This is a genomic window from Gammaproteobacteria bacterium (assembly GCA_029882975.1).
Taxonomy (GTDB): Bacteria; Pseudomonadota; Gammaproteobacteria; order SZUA-152; family SZUA-152; genus JAJDNG01.
In genome coordinates, this window is record JAOUJW010000001.1 from 265,025 (window position 1) to 291,069 (window position 26,045).

General features: G+C 49.9%; 22 protein-coding genes. 10 read left to right on the plus strand and 12 right to left on the minus strand.

From position 1 onward, the window contains the following. Positions 1–180: 180 nt before the first annotated feature. The 4 genes from OEY58_01185 (at position 181) to OEY58_01200 (ending at position 4,473) form a co-directional block, all read left to right on the plus strand. Positions 181–852 carry a protein-L-isoaspartate O-methyltransferase gene (locus OEY58_01185; GenBank protein MDH5324057.1) on the plus strand — a complete coding sequence of 224 codons (672 nt, stop codon included), beginning with the start codon at positions 181–183 and terminating at the stop codon, positions 850–852. An 81-nt stretch (positions 853–933) separates the two neighbouring features. Beyond that, the gene (locus OEY58_01190; protein MDH5324058.1) at positions 934–2,265 is read left to right on the plus strand and encodes a TolC family outer membrane protein; all 1,332 of its coding nucleotides are present in this window, start codon (positions 934–936) and stop codon (positions 2,263–2,265) included. A gap of 16 nt (positions 2,266–2,281) precedes the next feature. Beyond that, positions 2,282–3,190: an LpxL/LpxP family Kdo(2)-lipid IV(A) lauroyl/palmitoleoyl acyltransferase gene (gene lpxL, locus OEY58_01195; protein ID MDH5324059.1), complete on the plus strand. Its 909-nt coding sequence runs from the start codon at positions 2,282–2,284 to the stop codon at positions 3,188–3,190. A 26-nt stretch (positions 3,191–3,216) separates the two neighbouring features. Then, positions 3,217–4,473, plus strand: coding sequence for a 3-deoxy-D-manno-octulosonic acid transferase (locus OEY58_01200; protein MDH5324060.1), 1,257 nt, complete (start codon positions 3,217–3,219; stop codon positions 4,471–4,473). Here OEY58_01200 and OEY58_01205 read toward each other — a convergent pair. Further along, a complete protein-coding gene (locus OEY58_01205; protein ID MDH5324061.1) occupies positions 4,449–5,216 on the minus strand; it encodes a 3-deoxy-D-manno-octulosonic acid kinase in 768 nt (255 codons plus the stop codon). The two genes, OEY58_01200 and OEY58_01205, sit on opposite strands and share 25 nt — an antisense overlap. Before the next feature lie 247 nt (positions 5,217–5,463). Here OEY58_01205 and OEY58_01210 point away from each other — a divergent pair, with 247 nt between their 5' ends. Next, on the plus strand, positions 5,464–6,411 hold the full coding sequence (locus OEY58_01210) for an SDR family oxidoreductase (GenBank protein ID MDH5324062.1): 948 nt from the start codon (positions 5,464–5,466) through the stop codon (positions 6,409–6,411). Between the two features lie 3 nt (positions 6,412–6,414). Continuing rightward, the gene (locus OEY58_01215; protein ID MDH5324063.1) at positions 6,415–7,482 is read left to right on the plus strand and encodes a glycosyltransferase family 9 protein; all 1,068 of its coding nucleotides are present in this window, start codon (positions 6,415–6,417) and stop codon (positions 7,480–7,482) included. 13 nt (positions 7,483–7,495) lie between these two features. On the opposite strand, the gene OEY58_01220 is transcribed toward OEY58_01215, so the two are convergent. Then, the gene (locus tag OEY58_01220; protein ID MDH5324064.1) at positions 7,496–8,068 is read right to left on the minus strand and encodes a D-sedoheptulose 7-phosphate isomerase; all 573 of its coding nucleotides are present in this window, start codon (positions 8,066–8,068) and stop codon (positions 7,496–7,498) included. A 121-nt stretch (positions 8,069–8,189) separates the two neighbouring features. Here OEY58_01220 and OEY58_01225 point away from each other — a divergent pair, with 121 nt between their 5' ends. From OEY58_01225 to OEY58_01235, 3 genes are read left to right on the plus strand one after another with little or no spacing between them, the layout of a single operon-like run. Beyond that, complete coding sequence (locus OEY58_01225; GenBank protein ID MDH5324065.1) at positions 8,190–9,212, plus strand: glycosyltransferase family 9 protein; 1,023 nt, start codon at positions 8,190–8,192, stop codon at positions 9,210–9,212. Further along, positions 9,209–10,096: a glycosyltransferase family 2 protein gene (locus OEY58_01230; GenBank protein ID MDH5324066.1), complete on the plus strand. Its 888-nt coding sequence runs from the start codon at positions 9,209–9,211 to the stop codon at positions 10,094–10,096. Before OEY58_01225 ends, OEY58_01230 begins: the two co-directional genes overlap by 4 nt. Next, complete coding sequence (locus OEY58_01235; GenBank protein ID MDH5324067.1) at positions 10,093–11,058, plus strand: class I SAM-dependent methyltransferase; 966 nt, start codon at positions 10,093–10,095, stop codon at positions 11,056–11,058. The genes OEY58_01230 and OEY58_01235 overlap by 4 nt, the downstream gene beginning before the upstream one ends. 95 nt (positions 11,059–11,153) lie before the next feature. On the opposite strand, the gene OEY58_01240 is transcribed toward OEY58_01235, so the two are convergent. The 9 genes from OEY58_01240 to glnE are packed head-to-tail and all read right to left on the minus strand — an operon-like array spanning position 11,154 to position 21,937. Next, complete coding sequence (locus tag OEY58_01240) at positions 11,154–11,912, minus strand: glycosyltransferase family 2 protein (GenBank protein MDH5324068.1); 759 nt, start codon at positions 11,910–11,912, stop codon at positions 11,154–11,156. A gap of 25 nt (positions 11,913–11,937) precedes the next feature. Beyond that, complete coding sequence (waaF, locus tag OEY58_01245) at positions 11,938–12,954, minus strand: lipopolysaccharide heptosyltransferase II (GenBank protein ID MDH5324069.1); 1,017 nt, start codon at positions 12,952–12,954, stop codon at positions 11,938–11,940. A 32-nt stretch (positions 12,955–12,986) separates the two neighbouring features. Continuing rightward, positions 12,987–13,772: an aldo/keto reductase gene (locus tag OEY58_01250; protein ID MDH5324070.1), complete on the minus strand. Its 786-nt coding sequence runs from the start codon at positions 13,770–13,772 to the stop codon at positions 12,987–12,989. 24 nt (positions 13,773–13,796) lie between these two features. After that, complete coding sequence (locus OEY58_01255) at positions 13,797–14,996, minus strand: FAD-dependent oxidoreductase (protein MDH5324071.1); 1,200 nt, start codon at positions 14,994–14,996, stop codon at positions 13,797–13,799. A 4-nt stretch (positions 14,997–15,000) separates the two neighbouring features. Beyond that, positions 15,001–16,488 (minus strand): bifunctional D-glycero-beta-D-manno-heptose-7-phosphate kinase/D-glycero-beta-D-manno-heptose 1-phosphate adenylyltransferase HldE, encoded by a 1,488-nt coding sequence (hldE, locus tag OEY58_01260; GenBank protein ID MDH5324072.1) that lies wholly within the window; start codon positions 16,486–16,488, stop codon positions 15,001–15,003. Between the two features lie 57 nt (positions 16,489–16,545). Further along, on the minus strand, positions 16,546–17,826 hold the full coding sequence (locus OEY58_01265; GenBank protein MDH5324073.1) for an O-antigen ligase family protein: 1,281 nt from the start codon (positions 17,824–17,826) through the stop codon (positions 16,546–16,548). 40 nt (positions 17,827–17,866) lie between these two features. Beyond that, positions 17,867–18,058 (minus strand): zinc-finger domain-containing protein, encoded by a 192-nt coding sequence (locus tag OEY58_01270; GenBank protein MDH5324074.1) that lies wholly within the window; start codon positions 18,056–18,058, stop codon positions 17,867–17,869. 45 nt (positions 18,059–18,103) lie between these two features. After that, on the minus strand, positions 18,104–19,036 hold the full coding sequence (locus tag OEY58_01275) for a branched-chain amino acid transaminase (GenBank protein MDH5324075.1): 933 nt from the start codon (positions 19,034–19,036) through the stop codon (positions 18,104–18,106). Positions 19,037–19,066: 30 nt separating this feature from the next. After that, the gene (gene glnE / locus OEY58_01280; GenBank protein MDH5324076.1) at positions 19,067–21,937 is read right to left on the minus strand and encodes a bifunctional [glutamate--ammonia ligase]-adenylyl-L-tyrosine phosphorylase/[glutamate--ammonia-ligase] adenylyltransferase; all 2,871 of its coding nucleotides are present in this window, start codon (positions 21,935–21,937) and stop codon (positions 19,067–19,069) included. A gap of 236 nt (positions 21,938–22,173) precedes the next feature. Here glnE and OEY58_01285 point away from each other — a divergent pair, with 236 nt between their 5' ends. After that, positions 22,174–23,322: a PilT/PilU family type 4a pilus ATPase gene (locus OEY58_01285; protein MDH5324077.1), complete on the plus strand. Its 1,149-nt coding sequence runs from the start codon at positions 22,174–22,176 to the stop codon at positions 23,320–23,322. A 62-nt stretch (positions 23,323–23,384) separates the two neighbouring features. On the opposite strand, the gene OEY58_01290 is transcribed toward OEY58_01285, so the two are convergent. Next, entirely contained in the window at positions 23,385–25,901 is a 2,517-nt protein-coding gene (locus OEY58_01290; GenBank protein ID MDH5324078.1) for a penicillin-binding protein 1A, read from the minus strand. Positions 25,902–26,045 lie beyond the last annotated feature (144 nt).

The window sequence follows — 26,045 nt, forward strand, 5'->3', positions numbered from 1 at the left end:
TTGTAATAGACAACCGGTATTCAGGTACCCGACTATTTTAGCATGAGCCTTTGAATTTATGCATATTTTACAGTAAAGCGCGGCAAATTTCTTCTCTAAACCTTGCCAGCCAAGGGCAAACCTCGTACCCTTTGCCTGCAGAGTGTCAGTGACTGGTCAAATCTTTAAGGAATAATAACAATGAACCAAACAAACAACCTTGATCAAGCCCGTTTTAACATGGTGGAACAACAAATCCGCCCGGCTGAAGTGCTTGACCCTAATGTGCTCAATGCCATCGACAGCATCCCTAGAGAAACTTTTATTCCCTCTGATTACAAAGGTTTAGCATATTCCGATACCCATATCCCCATCGGTTCGGAGCAAGTTACCATGACCCCCATTCAGGAAGCGCGAATGCTACAAGCGCTGGGGATTCAAGCCACGGATAAAATTTTGGAAATTGGCACCGGTTGTGGTTATTTAACCGCTTTGCTGGCTCACCTGGGGGAGCATGTGACCAGCGTGGAAATTGATGCGAGCTTGAGCGCAGCCGCTCAGAAAAACCTGACGCAAAAAGGCATTGAGAACATCACCCTGGAAACTGGCGATGCCGCCAAGGGTTGGCCTGTGGGAGGCACTGTCACCTATGACGCCATTGCCGTCACCGGTTCTATGCCGGTTTTAGATCCCAATCTCAAAAACCAACTCGCTATAGGCGGCCGCTTGTGCGTGGTGGTGGGTAACGCTCCCATTATGCAATTTATGCTAGTAACCCGGATTGCCGAACAACAATGGCGTGAGGAATGCCTGTTTGAGACCCTCTTGACACCGCTGCAGAATGTGCAATTACCCCCGGAGTTTGTATTTTAAGCCGTTATATATTAGTATTTCCTAATATTCAATGCTTCGCGTTACAAACTCCTTCGCGCGATTGATAAGAGGTTTAACTTTATGATTTTCAAGCAAGTTACCGGAATACTCAGCATAACCGGAATGTTGCTGGCAGTACCGGCCCAGGCAGAAGACCTGGTTCAGGTTTTTCGTATGGCTTTGGACAGTGACCCGGACTATCGTGCCGCTGCTGCTACGCGGGATGCCGCCTATGTCGGCAAAGACCTCAGCAAAGCCAATTTCTACCCTGGAGTTAACCTGCAATACCGCAATTCCAAAACGGACACGGGGAGCTACGATACCAGCAACGGCCCGGAACCCGCCCGTAGCTCAGACAGCAGCGGTTATTCGCTCACACTAAGCCAGTCCATTTTTAACCGGCGTAACTCCGTACTTGAAGACCAAGCCGACATAGACGCCCTCAAAGCAGACAATCAATACGCAGAAGCCAAGCAAAAACTCATTCTCAAAGTCGCACAGCGTTATTTTGATGTCGTGTCCGCCATGGACAATGTGGCATTTTCCGAAGCGGAAAAAAAAGCGGTAGCCAGACAATTGGAACAAACCAAGCAACGCTTTGACGTGGGTTTGGTGGCCATTACCGACGTCCATGAAGCCCAGGCCCAGTACGACCAATCCGTTGCCCAGGGCATCATGGCAGAAACCCGACTCGCCAGTGCCCGCGAGTCCCTGCGAGCCCTCACCGGCCAGTACAACCAACAGTTGGCACGGCTTAGCCGGCAGGCCCCACTGCTCAATCCGTCGCCGGATGACATAGACACCTGGACTTCTATGGCGATGAAACAAAATCAGGAGATTATTGCGGCGCAGTACAATATAGACCGACAAAAGGAAAGCCTGGCCCTGGCACGGGCGGATTTTTACCCCACTCTGGACCTGAATCTGAGTCACAGTGTCAGTGACGATGTCCATTACAACCAGGGTGTTGAAAGTACGACACCGGATTCCACCGTCATTTCCTTAAGCGTGAATTACAATATTTACAACGGCGGTTATGCTTCTGCCAATACCAAAAAAGCTCAATTGGATCTCACAGCCGCCAAAGAAAGACTGGAAGCTGCACGCCGGAATACGCAAAACACGGTACGCAATGCTTATCTCAATGTCATTGCCAACATCAGTCGCGTGCAGGCCTTAAATCAAGCTGTCGTTTCCAGCGAAAGCGCCTTAAAAGCCACAGAAGCAGGCTTTGAGGTTGGAACCCGCACCACGGTAGACGTTTTACAGTCCAGGCGGCAATTGTTCAGCGCCAAAAACGAACATACCAATGCTCGTTATGACTATGTGCTATCCATGTTGGTGCTGAAGCAATCGGCGGGGAGTTTGGGAGAAGCCGACTTGGCCGAACTGAATCGTTGGCTGGACCAGTAAAAACATTCGCGCTCTTATGACTTCCGGTTTTACTGGAATAAAATACTGGCCAATCCGGGCCGGGCTGGGACTGTTGCGCAGTATCAGCTTGCTGCCTTACCGCCGGCAACTGTATTTAAGTCGAAAAATAGGGATTTTGCTGTACTATTTAATGCCACGACGACGCCACATCGCGGCATGCAATATCCGCCTCTGTTTCCCCGGATTGAACACGCAGCAACGCAATCACTTAGTCAAACGAAACTTTCAGTCCACCACCATGACCGTCTTTGAAACTGCGTTAACCTGGTGGGCAACGGATGAAAAAATCCGTCCTTTGTGCCATTTGCACGGCCTGGAACACCTCAAATCTGCGATCGCGAGCGGTCGCAGCGTAATTCTACTCAGCGCTCATTTTACTTGCCTGGAGATTGGCTGCCGCTTATTGTTATTGCACCAGGAATTCGCTGTCATGTACAAAAGGCACCGCAACCCGTTACTGGAGTCGGTAATGAGCCGGGGCCGAGAAGCACATTGTAAAAAAGCCATTCGGCAAGATGATATCCGCGGCTTCTTACGCGCCTTGAAAAATAAAACCGTTTGTTGGTATGCCCCGGATCAGGATTTGGGACTGGATCGCAGCGTTTTTGCTCCGTTTATGGGGGTCAGCACCGCTACCATCACAGCCCCCGGGCGCTTTGCCAAAATGGCAGACGCATTGGTAGTTCCTTACTTCCCCAGTCGTCGCGATAACGGCGAGGGTTACGACATCCACATCCTGCCGGCAATGGAGAACTTCCCCAGTGACGATGATGTGGAAAACGCCACTCGCATTAACCAGCTCATAGAAAACCAAATTGCGCGTACCCCGGAACAGTATTTATGGACTCACCGACGCTTTAAAACCCGTCCACCCGGTGAAGCGGATGTTTACGCCAAGCGCTGACACAAAGGGTCGCACGGAATGCACCTATGAATAACACCAACCCCCACCCACCCCGGCAATATGCGCTAATACTGAGTGTTGCCTGGATACCGGTACTATTGCTGTCCTTATGGCAAAGTCTGCGCCATAAACAACTGCGATTCCTGCTGCAACGATTCGCCATACAAATCCCTAAACAAAGCGTACATCCCGTCTGGGTGCATGCCGCATCGGTGGGAGAGGTAATGGCTGCCATTCCTCTGGTGCAACAGTTGCAAAAGGAATCACCACAGATACCCATTGTAGTTACGACCATAACGCCCACTGGCGCCAACATTGTTCAACACCGTTTAAGCGGCGTACAACATGTGTATCTACCCTTGGATACCCGTGGCAATGTTTGTACTTTTCTACAGCGCATCCGCCCCTTATGCGCCCTGATTATGGAAACCGAACTGTGGCCCCAGTTGTATAGCCAATGTCGCCAACAGCAAGTTCCGCTACTGTGCATTAATGCGCGTCTGTCCGATCGCACCATGAACACCAAGGCCTGGGTGCGCAAACTCTACGCATATACGGTTCGCAACGTCAGCGCCATTCTGGCTAAATCCCAGCAAGATGCAGAGAATTTTTTGCAACTGGGCGCCGATCCCGCCGTCATCCAAGTCATAGGCAATATAAAATTCGCCGCCGTACCACAAACCCAAGATGCGCAGCCTTTGTTGCAGGTTCCTTATGTCTTAGCCGCTTCCACTCATGCTAACGAAGAGGAACTCATTGCCAAGGCCTGGTTAAAGCGTAATCTACCCCAGATACTGGTTATAGCGCCAAGACACCCACATCGCCGCGACAGCATACTCAAACAGTTATCGGTCCTGACATCCCATATCGCCGTACGTAGCCGCGGCGACACCATTAAGAACGACACCCGAATCTATTTGGCAGACACCCTGGGAGAACTCCAGTCTTTTATGGCTTTTGCCCAAGTGGTGTTTATGGGTGGCTCCCTGGTGCCGGTAGGCGGTCACAATATCTTGGAACCGGCACAATTGGCCAAAGCCATACTCTTTGGACCTTATATGCATAATTTTGACGAGGAAAGCACCTTGCTGTTAGAACAGCTCGCCGCTGTGCAGGTAGAAGATGCAGAGGAATTGCTGCAACAGTTGGAGGTCTTACTTCGTTCAGAACCTAAGTGTCAAACCTTGGGGGAAAGAGCTCAAATTCTGGTGCGGCAGCAACAACAGGTACTGCAACGCTATATGGAACAGATTCGACCTTACTGCATTCCCAGACAGGATTGATACCCCTGCAGCAACTGCTCCCAATCTGCGTCAGAAAAACCAAACTGTGCATGCTGATTTTTCAATTTACGCAAAGAACGTAACAAGCGCTGCAGATTTTCCTGTTGCCAGCCTGATGCCCCCGAACGGAAGCGACCTTTGTCAAAATCAATGAGGTAAACTTGGCCACTTGGGTCCAGCAAAATATTATGAGCATTGAGATCGGCGTGATAGACCCCGGCGCGGTGAAATTGCGCCACGACGTGTCCCACACGGCGCCATAGCGTTTTCGCCTCAGATGGATTCGCCAAGAACGCCGGATCCAGGGTCTCATTATCCGCCAAGACCAGGCTCAACGGACGGCTGCCGGGGATTTTCTCGGTCAACAGATCGGCGGAATACCAAAGCCCGTGGCGAACCACCCGAGCGGCAACCGGTGCGGGAACGGGTAATTGCTGTTGCCGCAGTTGCCGCAATAAATGCCACTCCTGCCAGGCCCGGGTCCGATTTAAACCCAACCACCAATACCGATCCTGCACCACATGACGCATCAGGCCACCGCGACGAAAGTGCCGCAGAGCGCACTCACGGCCCGCGATCGCCACAAATTGCACCGCAGCCCGCCCCATCCCCTGACCCAACAAGGTCTGCTGGTTTTCGTGTTCTTCCACAGAGAACAACTCGGGGCGAACCTGGTCCGCCACAAGTACATCTGCGTCGAACAAAAAACATTGATTGCTATGGGTATGTTGTTCCGGGCGCATAAAACTTACTTAATTTACTTGACCTTATCTGACGTCAATCCCCATGAATGTCCATCGGGGTGGTACAAAAACTTTGCTGTCCCCCCAATCCCACGCACTCCACCGCGCCAAAACCGGAGCAAATGTGGTAGGATGCGCTCTGTCAACGCCCTCTGCCGTGGCGTATTATGGCGCAAAAAGGTCCAACCATCCACGGTTTTGCAGTACAGGGCTAAGTGTGAGTTGAAACAACATAAGGTTAATGTAAATGCACATTCGAAAACGTATTCTGATTACCGGCGGCGCCGGTTTCATTGGCTCCCATTTGAGTGAAGCCCTATTGGCTCAAGGCTACGATGTAATCTGCCTGGATAATTATTTCACCGGCACCAAGGACAATGTGGCCCACTTACTCGACAACCCTAATTTTGAACTGTTGCGCCACGATGTTACCTTTCCCTTGTACGTGGAAGTGGATGAGATTTACAACCTGGCCTGTCCCGCCTCCCCCATTCACTACCAACACGACCCGGTTCAAACCACCAAAACCAGCGTCCACGGCGCCATCAATATGCTGGGCCTCGCCAAACGTACACGAGCCAAAATCTTTCAAGCTTCCACCAGCGAAGTCTACGGTGACCCGCAAGTTCATCCCCAAACCGAGGACTATTGGGGCCACGTAAATCCCATCGGTTTCCGTTCCTGTTATGACGAAGGAAAACGTTGTGCCGAGACGCTGTTTTTTGACTACCGGCGCCAGCATAATTTGATTATCAAAGTCGCACGCATTTTTAATACCTATGGACCTCGCATGCACCCCAATGACGGTCGTGTGGTCTCCAATTTCATTGTGCAAGCACTCAGGGGTGAGGACATCACCATCTACGGTGACGGCTCCCAGTCCCGCTCTTTTTGTTATGTGGACGACTTGGTGGACGCCTTTATCCGCCTGATGAATTCCCGTGACGATTTCGCCGGCCCGGTGAATCTGGGCAATCCCAACGAATTCACTATTAAAGAACTGGCAGAACAAGTACTGGAGCAAGTGGGTTCAAAATCCAAGCTGGTGTACAAACCCTTACCTTCGGACGACCCACGACAACGTCAACCGGATATTAGTCTGGCCAAACAAGAACTGGACTGGCAACCCAAGGTGGCTTTAAAAGAAGGTTTAAGCAAAACCATTGCCTATTTTGACGAGCTCTTGAAAAAGTAAGCCATGCCCCAACTGCCATTGTCGAGTGCACCGCAAAGCCTGTGCATTCTGAGGCTGTCGGCCATCGGTGACATTTGTCATACCCTGCCCGTTGTACGCACGCTGCAACGGGCTTGGCCTCAGACCCAATTGACCTGGATTATCGGTAAAACCGAACATCAACTCATCGGCGATATTGAAAACATCGAATTTCTGGTGTTCGACAAAAGCCGCCCCTGGCAGTCCTATAGGTCCCTGTATCGGCAGCTACGCAGACGCCATTTTGACGCCCTGTTGCACATGCAAATGTCCATACGTTCCAGCCTTATTAATCGTTTTGTACACAGCCCCATACGCCTGGGCTTTCATCGGCAGCAGGCCAAAGACTTACAATGGTTGTTTAACAATCACCAGATTGCGGCGGCCAATAAGCAACACGTGATGGACAGCCTGTTTGGCTTTGCCCAGGCCTTGGGTATCAAGGAGCCCTACCTGCATTGGGACATCCCTATTGCTAAACCCGAGCAGGATCATGTGGCCCAACTGCTGAGCGCTGCCCGCCCCGACCAACCCCTGCTGCTCATCAGCCCCAGTTCGTCCATGCCCTACCGCAACTGGCATGTGGCGGGTTACGCTGCGATTTGCGATTACGCCGCCCAGCGTTACGGCGCCTATGTGGTGCTGAGTGGTGGCCCATCGCCATTGGAACAACAGTTGGGAGCAGACATTGAAGCCCAAGCCAAGCACAAGCCCTTAAACCTCATCGGCAAAACCAATTTGAAACAAATGCTGGCACTGCTGCAACGAGCCACCGCTCTGCTATCACCGGACTCAGGCCCGGCCCATATGGCCACGGCCGTGAATACTCCCGTGGTGGGCCTGTATGCCTGCACCAATCCGGACCGCGCCCGCCCCTATTTAAGCGAGGACACCACGGTTAATCGTTATGCGGAAGCGATAGAAAAAAAATTTGGCGTGGCGGTGGATCAAATTCCCTGGGGAACGCGAGTAAAAGACCCGGGTACCATGGATTTGATCAGCATCGAGGATGTGAAACAAAAATTGGACAGTATTTTGGGTTCGGCAAGCTAAACCCTAAAGCAGGCTAAAACAGCGCCTCTTCGATCAAAGAACAAATCACGTGACCAATCGCTATATGCGACTCCTGAATCCGGGCTGTATTGGTGGAAGGAACACGAACACAATAATCACACAGTTCCAGCATATCACCGCCGCTTGCACCGGTCATGCCCACGGTTATGATTCCCGCTTGTTTACAGGCCTGAATCGCCGCCACCACGTTGGCCGAACCACCGGAGGTGGAATAACCAATAAACACATCGCCTTTTTGTCCGAATGCCTCAATTTGACGATGAAAAACCGCATTGTAGCCATAGTCATTGGCGACCGCTGTCATGGTGGAGGAATTGGTGGTCAAAGCCATAGCAGCAATGCCTGCGCGGTCTTTTTCAAACCGCCCCACCAGTTCGGCTGCAATATGTTGCGCATCCGCCGCGCTGCCACCGTTGCCTGCCAGCATCAGCTTGTGCCCGGATCGATAGGCTTCAATACAAACCTGAGCCACTTTCTGTATGGTTTCCAGCATTTGCGTATCGTTCAGCAATTGCTGTTTGGTTTGGATGGAATCCTTAAGTTGAGATTTGATCTGTTCCAGCATGAGGTCGTCACCAGACTGTGTGATACAATAAATTCCCGGATTATACTCGCTTTTGTTCAACAGGTAACCTGCACAGCAGCGAGTTATTTAGCAGGCCGCAAGACACAGTAAATAATAGCCTATGACACAAAACCCTCCCACAAAAATTCTTGTCGTTCGCAATGATAAACTGGGTGATTTCATGTTGTGCTACCCCGCTTTTGCGCTGCTCAAACAGGCCCTGCCGCAGGCCCAGATCCATGCATTGGTACCGCAATACACCCGCGATATGGCTGCAACCTGCCCCAGCATTGATCAGGTTCTCATAGATCCGGACCCAAAAAACGGATCTGCATCGCAATTATGCCAATTACTGCGGGCGGAAAACTTTGATGCCGTCATTACACTCTTCTCTACCACTCGAGTGGCTTGGGCCACGTTTCGGGCTCGCATTCCTTACCGTTTGGCACCGGCCACTAAAATTGCGCAGATCTTTTACAACCACCGTCTGCTGCAACGACGCTCACGCTCGGAAAAACCGGAATATGAATATAATCTAGACCTGATTCGACAATTTCTGCGGGACCATCACATTAAAATCCCAGCCGAGCCGCAAGCGCCGTTTTTGCAGTTTGAACCCGAATTGGTGAACCAGCTGAAACAGGACTTTCTCCGTCAAAATAACATCCCCGCCCATAGCCGCTTGCTGTTCGTCCATTGCGGCAGTGGCGGTTCGGCCAACAATTTGTCTCCACAGCAATACGCCAAACTAATAACCGGCCTGGCAAGTGACGATATTCACTTTGTCCTCAGCGCCGGTCCCGGCGAACTGGAAATGGCTCAGCAGCTACAACAGACCATTGCCCCCATCACCAGTACGATTTATCAATCCAGTCAGGGGCTGATCCCTTTTGCGCAACATTTGCAGTTCGCCGACTTATTCATCAGCGGCTCCACCGGCCCCTTACACATCGCCGGTGCCTTAAACCGTCCCACCGCCGCCTTTTACACCCGCCGGCGCTCGGCCACCCCCTTGCGCTGGCAAACCTGTAACCAGACTGAACGTCGGCTGGCCTTCACCCCGGCCGATGATGCGGAAGAAATGGATATGAGCCGGGTTGACATACCGACGGCCTGTGCAGCAATCCAGGCGCGTTTTCTATGAACACCAATGCATATACCGGTATTAGTGTCATACTGCCCAACTATAACGGTAAACCCTTACTACAAGAAAACCTTCCCTCATTGTTTAAAGCCCTTGAGTTGTCCGACGCAGCCTATGAGGTCATCGTCGTTGATGACTGCTCCCAAGACGACAGTGTTGTGTTTTTGGAACAAGATTACCCAACCATACAAGTGATTCGCAGCCAACAAAACTCCGGATTCTCTCATACCTGTAACACCGGCATACAAGCCGCCAAATTTGACTTTAGCTGTATTGTGAATACGGACGTCACTTTCGAAACAACGTATTTCCAAAAGGCTCTACCCTATTTCCAAAACAATCAGGTATTCGCAGTCAAGGGCAGCATCATTAACTACAAAGGCAGCAAAGACCAGGTTCTTAACATAGAGAATAACGCACGCCTCTTTTATAAGCGAGGGTTTTTAAGATTAGACCGAAACAAACAACGGGATAAAACCGATTTTGATATTCAATTTTCCTTGTTGGGCTGCTGCTTTATTTGCCGCACGGATATCCTCAAACAACTCAAAGGATACGATGAAATTTTCAGTCCGTACTACTGGGAAGATTCGGACTTACCGTTGCGGGCCATAGCCTTGGGATATGAAGTGATATACGCTTCCGAATGTATTGTTTATCATAAAATCAGCTCCACAATCGCCAGCCACGCCAGCGATCGCAAGCGTCAACTGATTTCTCGACGAAACAAGTTTTTATTTACATGGAAACACTTGCAAGGACACAAACGCTGGTGCCAACACATCCTCGTTGTTACGATGTTTGTTGCCTTCAGATGGCTAATACTGGACTGGAAATTCTATACTTCATTGATAATGGCACTACAACGAAAGATAAGCGCATGAACCACCAATGTAGAATCTGCCACAACCACCACCACAACATCTCTTATCAAACCCGTGAGATGATGCTAGGTACGCACGATCACTTTAATTATTTTCAGTGCTCCCAATGCGGCTGCCTTCAAATCGAAATTATTCCAGCGAACCTGGCAGATTACTATCCCAAACAATACTATTCCTACAACGATCAGGAAAAGTTAGCCGGAAGAGCGCTAAGACGGTGGGGGGATCATAAAAGAGTCTTGGATATCACCCAAAACGCGTCCCTGCTGGGAAAATTTTTCAATGCCTTATCAAAGCCCTTAGATTATAAAGACTATATAGTCGCAACAGAGCTATCTAGAGAGGCCAAAATATTGGATATTGGTTGCGGCACGGGACGACTCATCATGCGAATGCATATGGGCGGCTACTATCACGTGGTTGGGTTGGACCCATTCGTGGAGAAAAATATCCAGTACAGTAACGGGGTCAGGATAGCCAAAGAGACCATAGAGAACTTCGCCGATTCCAGTAAAGACAAATTTGACCTGATAATGATGCACCACTCGTTAGAGCATATGCCAGACCAGTTAGCTCCACTGAAGGCCGCCAAGACCATATTAAAAAACACCGGCCACCTTCTAATTCGCGTTCCGCTATGCGACTCCTACGCCTGGGAACATTACAAAGAAAACTGGGTCCAATTGGATGCCCCCAGACATCTTTATTTAAATACTAAAAAAAGCATGGAAATATTGGCCGACACTGCCGGTTTTACCATTCAAAAAATTGAATACGATTCATCTAAATTTCAATTTACCGGAAGCGAACTGTATCTAAAAGGGATTGCGCTCAATGCCCCCAAAAAGGAGAAAGATATTTTCACCAGAAAACAATTATCGCAATTTTCTAAACAGGCAGAAGATCTAAACCTACAAGCTCAGGGCGACCAGGCCTGCTTCTATCTACAACACACCCGTTAACGAATACTCCATTCAAATTACTCACAGTCCTTCGAGTGCGACCTGCATGTCGAACACTGAACCGGGAATCCCCTAACGCTACAACGTTTTCAGATTCAAAATTTACCACGCCTTTGCTGCATGAGCACCTTACTGTATTTCACAAAAACATGCATAAACGACAACACGGACGCCACAAACCCGGCGAAGCCGTCCAGGAAACCTCCGCGCAATATATACATGCGAATGAAAGTCCATTTGGCATGCAATAAAGGCGAGAAAATGGAGACGCGCTTGCCTTTTTTGATAATTTCCTGCGCACCGATTTCCGTGAATTTATCCAGTGTCTGGATATGGCCGGAAATACTGTCAAAGGAATAGTGCAGAATATCGCCTTTGAGTTGATGGATATCTGCCCCGTCGACCAATACTTTGTCGTGAGGATTCACTCCGCCCCAACGAGCCGTGTTGCGATTGAACAAACGGATTTTGCGATCGGGATACCAGCAATGATTCATCCAGCGATAGACATAAAATGTCTTACGGGCCATGCGATAAGCATCGTGCTGCTCCAAAGAGTCCTTAATGGCTTCAATGGATTGACGCAGCTCTTCGGAAAGCCTCTCGTCACAGTCCAAACTAAGAATCCAATCGTTACCGGCTTTGCTCACCGCCAGATTTTTTTGCTCAATATGTCCGAGAAATTTTTGCTCGTAAATTTTATCCGTATATTGAGCGGCAATTTCACGCGTGCGATCTGTACTTAAGGAATCCACCACGATAATTTCGTCCACTAAGCCTTGCAGGCTTTTTAGACAATCCTCAATTCGATGTTCTTCATTGTAGGAGATAATACAAGCACTGATTTTGTTCATTGCCATTCCTCGATCTCTGACATCTTTAGCGGTCAATACGGTCAAGCGCGGACAGTACTCGTTCGACGCTAATGTTATTCAAACAGTTAGTGTGCCCCAAAGGACAGCGGCGTTTAAAACAGGGACTGCACTCCAGTCCCTCATACAAAACCGTCGCTTTGTCGCTTAAGGGTGGCGTATAGTCCGGTGTAGAGGAACCGTATATCGCGATCACATGTTGGCCCACGGCAGCGGCAATGTGCATCAAACCCGAATCGTTGCAGACAACGGCCTGCGGTAAGGACAACAAATCCACTGCATCGGCCAATTGGGTGCTGCCACACAAATTGCGCACCTGTGAATTGCCCTGGGCAATATCATCGCCACCGGACCTATCCTTTTCCGACCCGAATATCCACACATAGCAATCTTTTTGGGTCAACTGTCGGGCCAGTTGAGCATAATACGGCCAACACTTGGCCGGGCCGTATTCGGCACCCGGCATTAAACCCACCACGGGCTTGTCGGTTTGCAAATCCAGTTCGCGCAGCAAACGCTCTGCATTATTTCGATCAATGTTCAAAGTCGGTGGCAGTATGGATGGCGGCAATGGTGCATCCGGCGCTTCGCCTAAAGCGGTAAAACGTTGTACAGTTTGGGTCAAAACAGATTTATCCAAAGGACGAATATCGTTGATCACTCCATAGCGCAGCTCACCACGATACCCCACTCGGTGTTTTATTTTCGCGAAAAAAGGCACCAAAGCCGCCTTATAAGAACGAGGCAAAACCACGGCCAAGTCGTAGTTGACACTGCGCAAGGATTTACCCAATTGGTAGCGTCGCCCTATGGCCAAACGGCCATGCCCCAAGGGCTGTTCGACGCATTGGTGTACCTCGGGCATGCGCTGCAAGATAGGAGCAGACCAGGCCGGTGCCAGCACATCGATTAAGGCTGAGGGATAACGCTGACGCAGGCGTTTAAACAGGCTTTGGGCCATGACCATATCCCCGATCCAAGCGGGCCCGACCACCAGTATTTTTACAACAGGGTTTGTGCTCATCTGCCTTGCTGACTTCTATTAACGACTGCGAATCAGGCCGGAGCTACCTGATTACATATTTCCACATTGTGGCGCAAATGATCCGGATTGATGGTACCGACAATCATGCTGTTCACCCCCGCCTGGTTCAGCACAAACTCAAAAGATTCTTCCACGCCGGCACCGCCCACGGATGCGTCGGCATGGCCGCTTTGCAAACCTTTCTTAACCACCACTCCTTTATTCAGGCGCTGCGCTTCTTCCAATACGGGCAGATCCTGATGTTCGCTTAAATTGCAGGTAGCCATCACCACATCACAGTGCTGTACCACCCACAAACCGCCCTCAAGAGTTTTGGTGGACATACCGAATGCACGGACGTGCCCCTGATCCTTGAGTTTGTTCAAGGCTTCCAAGGCACCGGCATTGTGAATAATATCCATATCGTTACCGTCGGAGTGCACCAAAACCACGTCCACAAAATCTCGTCGTAATCGTTTCAGACTGCGATGCACACTGTCACGGGTTGTTTTGCTTGAAAAGTCAAATAACGACTGGCCGTTCTCAAAGGCTTCACCCACCTTTGTCACAATAACCCAGTCATTGCGATTGGGCAGCAACTGTCCTAAACGCTCTTCACTGTTGCCATAAGCAGGCGCGGTATCGATGAGATTTATGCCCAGCTCTTTCGCCTGTTCCAATAAAGCAGTTACGGCCGCGTCATCCGGAATGGTAAATCCATGAGGATATTTCACCTGTTGATCCCGACCCAGCTTTACTGTGCCCAAACCCAGCACGCTCACTGCAAAACCGGCGCTACCCAATTGTCTTTTTTGCATCGGACTTCCTCTTGTATCCGCACATCAATCCCAACGGTTCGATTCCTGCCAGGGCAATTTTGCCATTTGCGGATGCTGCCATTGCGGTAATGGCACCAGACCCGATGGCCTTATATTTAATTGGCGTAATAATTCCATCACCTCAGCAGCCAGCACCGGAGCCAAAGCCAGCTTAGTGGGCCAGGCGGTAATGACGGTGTTCTCTTGTTGCGCGAAAACCGTATCCGGTCTTTTTCCATCACTGGTTTCAGGTTCCGCGCGATCTATGCTCAAACACGCCCATTGCACTGAAGAAAAATCCAACCAGGAAAACACTTGCTGTAATTCTTTCTTAGCGTCAGCGATTAATTGTTCATCACTCATTGCGGGGCCGTTCTCCGCCAACTGCCCCCCCACATACCAGACGGTATTACCGTGAACATCGAAATGGGAGGTAATGGTGATACGAGGATTAACGCTGGCCCCCAGGCAATGAGCGTAAAGCACTGGAAGATCGCCGCGCAACATCACCATTTTCAAAGGCCGTAATTGCATCCGTGGTGATTGACGACCTAATGCCTGCAACAATGCGGCATTACCCTTGCCGGCGGCTAAAATAACTTGGTTCGCGGATATGCAGAATTGCTGCCCGCCATTGCTGAAGCAAAAATTCCCGGCGACAGCTGTATCAAACGTTGGCACCCCTTCCAGTTTGGCTATAGACTGAGTATGCGGTTCAGCCAGAGTTTGTACAATAGACATGGCATCCAATACGGGTTCGTTCAACTGATACACCTGGCCTTTGAAAGCGGCAGCCTGAAACACCGGTGGACGTTGCTCGTGTTTAACTTCTTGCGTACGGCTGTGCATGGCACGACTGGCAAAAAAACCGCTTAAGCGGGACCCAATACCGCTGGTGGACCACATGTATTGATGTGATGAAAGAATTTTGACTTTGCTAAGATCCAGCTCGCCTTTGCCGGATATACAATCCAACCACAATTTGGGCATGCGGCTGACTTTATCGGCGGCTGAACTCAACTTACCGGTTAAGGCGTATTTGGTACCGCCGTGAATAATACCTTGAGCGCAGCGGGTTTGCCCTGCTCCAAGTTGTTCACTTTCCAGTAATATGGCATTGAATCCTGCTTTTCGCGCCAAAGCCAGCAACCACAACCCGGCAATACCTCCACCAAAGATTGCCAGATCGACTTTTACACTTGTTTCCGGCTTACCTGTATTCATGGTTTCAGTTTTCGTCGGGCTTATTTTTGTTTGCAGCACCGGATTTGTTTGAAGTTTTGGCCGCAGAATCGGAACGTCGGATTTCGCTGATCAAGCCGGTGGTGGATACTTTGTCCACATACGTCATTACTTCTACTCGCCCCCCGGCCCGGCGGACACAATCACCCCCCGGAATATTATTCGGGTCGTTATCTCCACCCTTCACCAGCAGATCGGGAAGCACACGACAAATAACACGAGTAGGGGTATCCTCATAAAAGGGCACTACCCAGTCCACGCATTGCAGAGCACCCAACAAACGCATGCGGCGCTCCATGGTATTAACCGGACGTTCTTCACCTTTTAATCGTTTCACCGACGCATCGTCATTCACCGCCACAATCAACCGATCACCCAACTGCCGCGCCTGCTCCAGATACGTCACATGACCGGCATGGAGAATATCGAAACAACCATTGGTCATGACAATGGTTTCACCGTGAGCTCGTGCTTCTTCCACCAACTCCACCAGCAGTTCTTCGGTGACAACACCTCTTTGGATTTCATCCTGCTCACGCAACGCATGACGTAACTCCGGCACACTGACTGTTGCCGTTCCCAATTTACCCACAACGACACCCGCTGCCAGATTGGCCAGTGCCATAGCTTCTTCCATTTCACGCTCAGCGGCTAACGAGGCCGCCAATACCGAAATGACGGTATCCCCCGCACCGGTAACATCAAACACTTCCCGTGCTTGGGTGGGAATATGCACAGCGGGCTGATCTCGGCGAATCAGACTCATTCCTTTTTCACTGCGGGTCACCAGCAAGGCTTCCAGATCCAACTGGTGCAATAGAGCCTGACCTTTTTGTTCCAATTCCACATCATTGGCACACACGCCGACTATGGTTTCAAATTCCGACAAATTTGGGGTTAACACGGAGGCCCCTCGATACTTGCTGAAGTCTTTGCCTTTGGGGTCAATGATTACAGTTTTACCTGCAGCGCGAGCTTCTTTTATTAGTTCTTGCACGCCCACCAAGCTGCCCTTGCCGTAATCGGACAATACCACCACCTTGAATTGGGGCAACATGGCACGAAACCGCTGCAACAAAACCTGCGAATCAAAGCCGCAAAAACCGTCTTCAAAATCCAGCCGAATTAATTGTTGGTGACGTGAAACGATGCGTAATTTAGTCACCGTGGCATAACCTGCCAAACGTTCCAACTCACAATGGACACCGGACGCGGTCAACTTGGTTTGCAGGGACGTAGCCGCATCATCATCACCGGTTAGGCCGATCACACTCGCTTGCGCCCCCAGGCGGCAAATATTCAAAGCCACGTTACCGGCACCACCGGGACGCTCTTCGATTTCGCCCACATGCACGACAGGCACCGGCGCTTCAGGCGAGATGCGTGAGGTGTTACCGTGCCAATAGCGATCCAACATTAAGTCGCCCACCACCAACACCTTGGCAGTGGTAAATTCAGGAATGTTAGGTTTCATGGGGTTAAACCTTTTTGACTAATCAAATCCGGGTAATCATAACACAGGAATCCTAAGCTAGGATTGGGCCGCTTCGCCCCTGCCATCTTCAGAGCAATTCTCACCCGCATACAAGCTGCTCATAAACACTAATAAGGTCACTGCATAGATATTCATAAACGGGTTGCGAGCCAGCCAGCCTTCACTCAAACCAAACACGGCAAAAGCGACCACCACCGTGAGGCCACCAAAGGCTGCCAGCCGGGCATCTCCATCCTGAGCTTGACGCCAACCGCGATAAAACACCCAAAATGGCAACCCGATGATGCTGAGCAAGAGAATCAATAAACCGATCAATCCCGATGTTGCCAGGGCATGGAAATAAATACTGTGGGCATGCCCATAACCGTAAGCTGGAATGGCTTTACCCTGATCCATCAACTCCAAACGATCCCGCTTAAAATCGCCGAGCCCCGCCCCCAGGATGGGATTCTGTTTAAATAAAGTCAGGCTATCCCGCCACATATTCAGACGTGCGCCTAGTGAGGTCTCTACCGACGGATCTTTTTGATACACCTTCAAATCGTTAATTCCTGCCTCTATTCCTCGCGAAACCGATGCCTGCGTCCAAATCGCCAATGCCGTAACAGCGACCAGAACCAGGCCCAACACGGTAACCAGAGTTTTGGCCGTGATCTTGGAACGATACAACCAGATCCACAACACTATCAGTACCGGAAGCAGCAACCACGCACCTCGAGTTTGGGACAGCACCGACACATATAAACCGGCAACTGCCGCCAATACCCCCAGCAAGTACTGCCATTTTTCATGGGGCTGGAGCAACAATGCGGCGGTGACCAGTGCCGCCAACAGTACGGCTGTATCACCCAACACTATTTTGTGGTACACGCCGTTTACCACCGGATGTCCCATCACCAAATGAAAAACCAAGGATTGTCCCAACAACAGGAAACAACCGGCCACGGCACCCAGTATAAAGGTGTTGACCAGATTCAGACCGAAACGGCGCAACATCACATAGATAGGAATCAGCATCAACAGCCGGACAAACCGTTCCAGTTTGCGTCCGGCACTGGAAAAATCGTCCGTATTGATCAGGGTAATCAGCAACCAGATAAAAAATAAAACCAAACCCAGCAAAAAGCGTTGTTCCCATGGGTCCAATTGCGCCCAAATTTGGCGAGTATTACTGAGCGATCCCAGGCTTAGAATAAATAACAGCGCATAAACAACACTGCCGCCGTTTTTAACACTGACGGCAAGCAGCGGAAACAAAAAAACCAGCAATAGGACTGTTCGGCGCAACCATTCCGGGGCAGCTGTTTCTGTTAACACCAGCCTTAATTCTCCTTGGGAAACGCCGATTCCAGCTGCATCACTTCAACACATAGTCTGCGCCACAATAAGGGCACTTGGCCTTACCGGTATCCTCCACCGGCAAATACACGCGTGGATGCGAATTCCATAAGCTCATGCCATCCATAGGGCAATGCAGAGGCAGATCCGCCCGGGTTACTTCATAGCGATTTTCGGCGTTTGCTTCGATGGTATTGCTGTTTTTATCCATATTCGTCACCGTTGGCAATTTAGCAAAGTTTTCCAAGTATTCTTTTTAGTCACGTACGTACGTTAACCAGGCTTCGTCTTGCGGCTTTAAGTTACGCCCGTGAACCAGGTCAAAATATCGGGTTTGCAGTTTTTCCGTTACCGGCCCGCGCCCACCGGTGCCGATGGCACGATTATCCAGTTCACGTATAGGAGTCACTTCTGCGGCTGTACCGGTAAAAAAGGCTTCATCAGCTACATAGACCTCATCTCGGGTAATGCGCTTTTCCCGAACCTCATAACCCAACTCATTCGCCAATTTCAAAATAGTATCGCGAGTGATACCTTCCAGCGCAGAAGTTAATTCCGGTGTATAGATCACGCCGTCGCGGACAATAAAAATGTTTTCGCCGCTACCCTCTGCCACATAGCCATCCACATCCAACAGCAAGGCTTCGTCGTAACCGCAACTTAAGGCTTCCTGTAAAGCCAGCATGGAGTTGATATAGTGGCCGTTGGCTTTGGCCTTACACATACTGATGTTCACGTGATGCCGCGTGAATGAGGAAGTACGAATACGAATGCCCTTCTCCACAGCGTCTGCACCCAAATAGGTACCCCAGGACCACGCCGCAATGATAGCGTGAACCTTTAAATTGTCGGCGCGTAATCCCATACCTTCCGAACCGTAAAAAAACATTGGCCGAATGTAGGCACTATCCAAATTATTCTCTCGTACAACAGTTCTATGGGCTTCATTTAAGGTCTGCGCATCAAAAGGCGCTTGCATATTCATAATGTGCGCTGAACGCAGCAGGCGATTGGTGTGCTCCTGTAAGCGAAAAATTGCGGTGCCTTTTTCCGCATGATATGCCCGTACGCCTTCAAACACGCCCATTCCGTAATGCAGGGTGTGTGTTAACACATGGACTTTTGCCTCCCGCCAGGGGACCAACTCACCATCAAACCAGATGACGCCATCACGGTCATCCATCGACATACTACTCTCTCCTCCAACAATCTATGTTGTTTACTGCGCCCCCATAACGGTGCGCCAGATCTCATGAATTTTTTGCCCTGCGGCCAGTATTTCCGGGTCTGAGGATAGCACCGGCACCTCCCTCAGGGTACAGCGGTGTATATTGGACCGAAATAATTTATAGGTTTCAGCCAATAATCGGCCGGTTTCCTCATTTATAATCCCTGCGCGTTCCATGGCCAATAACACACGGATATTGTCTGAAAAACGCATCAAATCGGGATGCTCGCTCGCATGAGCTAAAACTGCGTATTGGACCATAAATTCAATGTCGGCGATACCACCTAAACCCTGTTTCAGATCAAATTCCCCATTCTTGGATACATCCAGCTCTTTGCGCATGCGCTCACGCATATCTCGTACTTCGGCTTTAACCTGGTCGTCATTACGGATTTTACCCAAGACCTGACGCCGAGACTCCTCAAACTGCTGCACCACCTGTGCATCGCCTGCCACTGTCCGGGCACGGACTAAGGCCTGATGCTCCCAAGTCCACGCTTTATTGAGCTGATAGTCTTTAAAACTGTCCACATGGGTAACCAACAAACCAGAGGCTCCACTGGGACGCAGACGCATATCCACATCATACAGTATGCCGGCGGACGTCATGGAAGTAAGCAAATGGATCATACGTTGCCCCAAGCGGGAATAGAACACCGCATTGGCCAAGGGCTTGGCGCCATCCGTTTCACCGTTCTGACTACCCTGATATAAAAAAACCAGATCCAGATCCGAACCATAGCCCAACTCGATACCGCCTAATTTGCCATAGGCTACCACTGCAAAACCGCAATCCGGCGCATTCGCGCCCGTGTTCTCCGGCTTGCCATGACGCTGCAACATATAGTTCCAAGCCAGATCCAAAGCCCTGGCTAAAACCAATTCGGCAATATCGGTCAAATGATCACTTACAATCATTAAAGGGACCGCGCCGGATATATCCGCCGCCGCAACCCGCAACACATTTGCTTGTTTAAAATGGCGCAACCCATCCATTTGCCGTTCCAGATCATCCCGATCTATACCTTGCATGCGCTGATCCAGATCCTGGCGTAACTGATGTCGGTTTGGAGGACGATACAGGGTTCGCGGATCCAGCAGCTCATCCAACAGAATAGGTTGCTGTGTTAACTGCTTATTGATCCATGGACTTACGGCGCATAGTTTTACCAATTGGGACAAAGCCATGGGGTTTTCCACCAACAAGGCCAGATAGCTGGTGCGGCGAGACACCGTCTCCACTAATTGCAGCAAGCGCTTTAGCACAACACCGGGTTGCTCCACCACGGCCACCGCACCCAACAACAAGGGGATCAGTTGGTCCATTCGCCGGCGACCGGATTCGGGTAAGGAACCATAACGCGAAGATTGACGCACCGCCTTTAAGTCGCTCAAAGTTTGCTGCGAAGGATCGTATCCCGCCTCATTCAAAACCCCACAGGCATGAGCATCATCCAAGAGCCCCAGCCAAACGTCACTAAATCCGTGGTCCTCCGTTTTGGCATGCTCCACTTGGGGCGCCTCAAACACCTGTTCGAAGTGGGAATGGACTTTGCGACGATGAGCGTTCAATACCTGCTCAAACTCATGCCAATGAGTAAATCCCATACTATACGCCAAGACCGTTCTCCCCGGCTCTGCGCGGGGTAACAAATGCGTTTGCTGGTCAGCAAATTCTTGGATATGGTGCTCGGCAGTACGTAGAAAATGATAAGCACGAATCAACTCATTGACCACGAACTCAGGCAACAAAGCCTTTTGCGCCAACAAGGACAACACTTTAAGCAATTGCTTTTCTTGCAGGTCCACATCCCGTCCACCGCGTATAAGCTGAAAGGCCTGAGCAATGAATTCAATTTCGCGAATGCCGCCGGGACCCAACTTTACATTATCCGACATGCCCTTGCGTGCCATTTCGGCGCTAATGCGGTGCTTCATATCACGCAGGGAATCATAGGCACTAAAATCTAAATAGCGCCGATAGACGAAAGGTCGCAAGCGCTCAAGAATGGGTTGTGCCGCAGCACCGATAGCCCCCGCCTTCACCATGGCATAGCGCTCCCATTCACGTCCATGTATTTGATAATAATGCTCCATCGCATCAAAGCTAAGCGCCAAAGCACCACTATCCCCGAAGGGCCGTAAGCGCATGTCTACGCGAAAAGCAAAACCATCGCCGGTGGCTTGATCCAAAGCCGCAATCAGTTTGCGCCCCAAACGGGTAAAAAAGTCCTGGTGACTGATACTGCGCCTCCCACCTTGGGTTTCACCGTCCTCGGCGTAGGCAAAGATCAAATCAATGTCTGAAGAAAAATTAAGCTCCCCCGCTCCCAACTTACCCATCGCGATAATAGCCAGTTGCACCGGCTCACCCTGCTCGTCAGAGGGCTGCCCCAAGTCATTCACAAGCTCTGCGGTCAAACAGTGTAGAGTCCGCTCCAACAAAACTGCTGCAAGCCGCGACATATCCGCCATGGTTTCCTCTAACCCCGCCCAGCCTGCGATATCCCGCCAGGCGATGCGCAACATTTCGCGGCGCCGCAATTGACGCACAAAGGTATTTAATTCATCGGGCGCAACAGAAGTTGTTTTCGGCCACAGAGAATGACCAGCGATATCATACGTACGGAACAGGTCGCCGGATTCCACAAGATCCCGAAATACATGAGGGTGACGCACACAATTGTTGGCCACAAAATCGCTACACGCCCACACCTTAGCCAGGGTGTCGCAAATACGTGGGTCTTGCGGAAAATACCCTGAATATTTATCCAAAAATACCGTAACCCGCTCCAGCAGGACTTGGGGGAGTGAATCCAGGGACGCTTGTAAGAGGCTGCGCCAGTTTGAGCTTTCTTGCATAAGCCACATTATTACAGGATGAGGCTCCTATGCATAGCCAAGGTTTCAATCACTCTTAACAGAACGCCACATAGCTTTTACTTTTTTCCAACAACCCTCTATTAAGTCAGGTCCATGACTTGCATTGGATCTCATATTCATTGAAGTAGCCTAAAGAAACCCGCCCCGGAACCGATCTATAAGCTGAAATACTACGTTTTGTTGCAACAATTCAAAGCCTTACGGAGACAGCCTCGATGGAGATGCCCGAATATCTCAAGCTAATGGTCAAATATGACGCCTCGGACCTATTTTTTACCACCGGAGCCCCCGTCAGCGCGAAAATCCAAGGGTTTCTTAAGCCGCTGGAAAAAGCCAGCTTGCCGGCGGGCCGGGTCAAGGAACTGGCCTATGAGCTGATGAACGATGAACAGATTGCGGAATTCGAGGAATCTCCGGAAATGAATCTGGCGCATTCCCAGACCGGCGTAGGGCGATTTCGTGTCAATATATTCCAGCAGCGCAACCAGACCGCCATGGTTATACGTAACATCAAAACGGAAATCCCTACTGCGGAACAATTGCAACTCCCCCCTATTTTGAAAAAAATCATCATGCAAAAACGCGGTTTGATTTTATTTGTGGGGGGCACGGGTTCGGGTAAGTCCACATCCCTGGCATCGCTAATCGATTTTCGTAACGCCAACAGTACGGGACATATTATTACCATTGAAGATCCCATCGAATTTATTCACCATCACAAAAAATCCATCGTCAATCAACGCGAAGTCGGTGTGGACACAGATTCCTATGAAGATGCCTTGAAGAATACGTTGCGTCAGGCTCCCGACGTTATACTCATCGGTGAGATTCGTGACAGGGAAACTATGGAACACGCCATATCCTTTGCCGAAACCGGGCATTTGGCTATTTCCACACTGCATGCCAATAACGCCAACCAAGCTTTGGATCGAATCATTAACTTTTTCCCGGAAGACCGACGCAATCAATTACTTATGGACTTATCCCTGAATCTGCGCGCCTTTATATCACAACGCCTTATTCCCACCCTGGACGGCAAACGCTGCGTGGCTGTGGAAGTGCTGCTGGGAACACCGTTGGTATGTGATTTGGTAATTAAAGGTCAGATCCACAAAATCAAAGAAGTCATGGAAAAATCCGTCAACATCGGTATGCAAACCTTTGATGGAGCTCTATTCGAGTTGTTCAAACAAGGAAAAATCTCTCAGGACGAGGCTTTGAGAAATGCCGATTCGCAAAACAATCTACGTCTCAAAATCAGTCTTTCTGAAGGCAAATCTGCTGATGACGCAGGCACCAGCTTTTCTTTGAGCGAAGACGCGGAAGCGGATAACAGCATGAACTTCTCCCTGTCACCGAAGTAGGGGCAACCCCAAGCGCGAGCCGGCGCCAGTTCCTGTCGGCAGCTCAAGCTTAACGCCTTACTTTAAAAAATCTCAGGCGCTTCCTCTACTGTCCCCGCGGTAGTGCCTGATGCAGCCGGGCCCGCATCGTCCGTGCCTGTGGGTACAAATTCTTCCCGAAAAACTTCGAAAATACCGTCACTACCGGGACCGGTTAACAGTCCGGTTTCCTTATCCACTTTGACGGTAACCAATCCGGCCGGCATTTTCGCCGGATGATCAGGCAAATCTTTTAGTGCTTCTTCCATATAGTGAATCCACATAGGCAACGCCGCCTTACCACCTGTTTCTCTATCCCCCAGCGGTTTAGGAGTATCAAAACCTACCCAAGCCGTAGCCACCACATCGGGACTAAATCCGGAAAACCAAGCATCGCGTTGATCATTGGTCGTTCCTGTCTTTCCGGCAATATCGTTACGCTCCAGGCTTTTCGCCCGAATACCGGTACCCCTTTGAATTACATCGCGCATCACACTGGTCATAATGTATACATTTTGAGGTGTTATAATGCGTGGAGCCGGTTTTATTTTTTTCTCCTGAGACACGGTATCCAGTTGCGGTTCCAGAGCTCCGTCTTCCTGACTGACCTTAAAAACCACGGGTTGAGTGTTTTCCGATTCTAAAATCTCGTTCTCCACGACCGTTAAGGCGGGCTCTATAGGCTGGACCTCCAAAGTTTCAGGACATTCTTCACACACAACCATAGGATCAGCACGATACACCACTTCGCCTTCGTCATTTTCTATACGATCAATAAAGTAGGGCTCAATTTTATAGCCGCCATTGGCGAAGCTAGCGTAGCCCGTAACCAATTCCATGGGCGTTATGGCGGCACTGCCCAGGGCCAGCGACAAATCACGCGGCAATTTCTCCGCATTGAAACCAAATTTCTCCAAATATTCAATAGCATAGGAAATACCTATAGAACGCAGTATGCGGATGGACACCAGATTACGGGACGCTACCAGCGCCTCTCGAAATCGGGTAGGACCAAAAACCTTGCCACTGTAGTTTTCAGGCCGCCAAGTACTCTCCAACCCTGCATCCTCAAAGACCACCGGTGCATCATTAATAACGCTGGCGGCGGTATAGCCTTTTTCCAAAGCCGCTGAATACGTGAAAGGCTTGAGATTGGAACCGGGCTGACGCTCCGCCTGCAAAACCCGATTAAAATTACTTTTGGAGAAATCAAATCCCCCTACCAATGCCATCACGGCTCCATCTCTTGACGATAAAGACACCAGTGCCGCTTCTGCATTGGGTATTTGCGCCAAATGCCAGCTATCGTCTTCTCGATGAACAATGCGAATAATATCCCCCAAAGACAACACATCACTAATAAACTTGGGTTCCACACCCGGCTCCAAACCGTCTCCCAACCAGGGACGGGCCCAGGAAACACTGTCCCAGTTCAGTTGCAAACGACCGTAACTGGGTTGGTAAACCACGGCGTGCTCGGCATTAATCTCCACCACCAAAGCCGGCAACATTTCATTTGCAGCTCGATACGGAGCCAACAAGGCGCGCCAATCTTCCTCCACACTGGCTTCGGTAAACTCCACTTTTGCTTCCGGGCCACGATAACCGTGACGCTCGTCGTATTGCATTAAGGCTGCGCGCAAGGCGTCATTGGCACGCGTTTGCAAGCGCGCTGTAATACTGGTAAATACGCGATACCCCTTGGTATAAGCTTCATCCCCATAGCGTTGAAACATATCCGCACGCACCATTTCTGCAATGTAAGGCGCTGACACTTCTTCACTTAGACTATGCAGGGCGGAATCATCCACATAAGCCAGCGCTTCCTGGTGTTCGTCATAGCCGAGAAAACCCAGCGCCTGCATACGATTCAAAATATAGTTACGTCTTTGTAAAGCGCGTTTGGGATTGACTACCGGATTAAATCGGGATGGGGCTTTGGGCAAACCGGCAATCATAGCGGTTTGCGCCACGTTCAATTCGTAAATCGATTTCCCGTAATACACCTGCGCCGCCGCACCAAAACCATAAGAGCGGTTACCCAAATAAATTTTGTTGATGTAGAGTTCCAGGATTTCGTTTTTGGACAGCTCATTCTCAATTTTGAAAGACAATAAAATTTCGTTGAGCTTGCGTAAATAGGTTTTCTCTCGGCTCAGAAAAAAGTTTCGCGCTACCTGCATGGTAATGGTACTGCCACCCTGCCCTTTTTCACCGGTACGCAACAGATAATACACCGCGCGTAACATTCCTTTGTAATCCACGCCGGGATGTTCAAAAAACCGATCATCCTCTGCCGCCAATACGGCATTGATCAATGTTTTAGGCGCATCTTCAATATCCATGGGACTGCGCTTTTTTTCACCAAACTCGGCAATCAAACGCTCATCGCGACTATAAACTCGAAGCGGCACTTGCAACTGTACATCTTTTAAGCTTTCTATATCGGGCAATTTCGGCAGAATTATCAAATAAATACCGGCTAGCATTAGCAGGGCCAACAATACCGAACCACCGCTAAAGAAAAGCATGACACGCAAATTCAAGACTTTTGCAAACATTTTAGGCACGTAATGTGATCTGGTTAATTAAAGTGGATATCGACAAACAGTAAAAGTTCCAATAACATCGACAACTCTATTGTGTGGTTTAGCAAAATCTTCGGCTTGATCGTTTTTTAATCAAACACTTAAGTTTGATGAAGA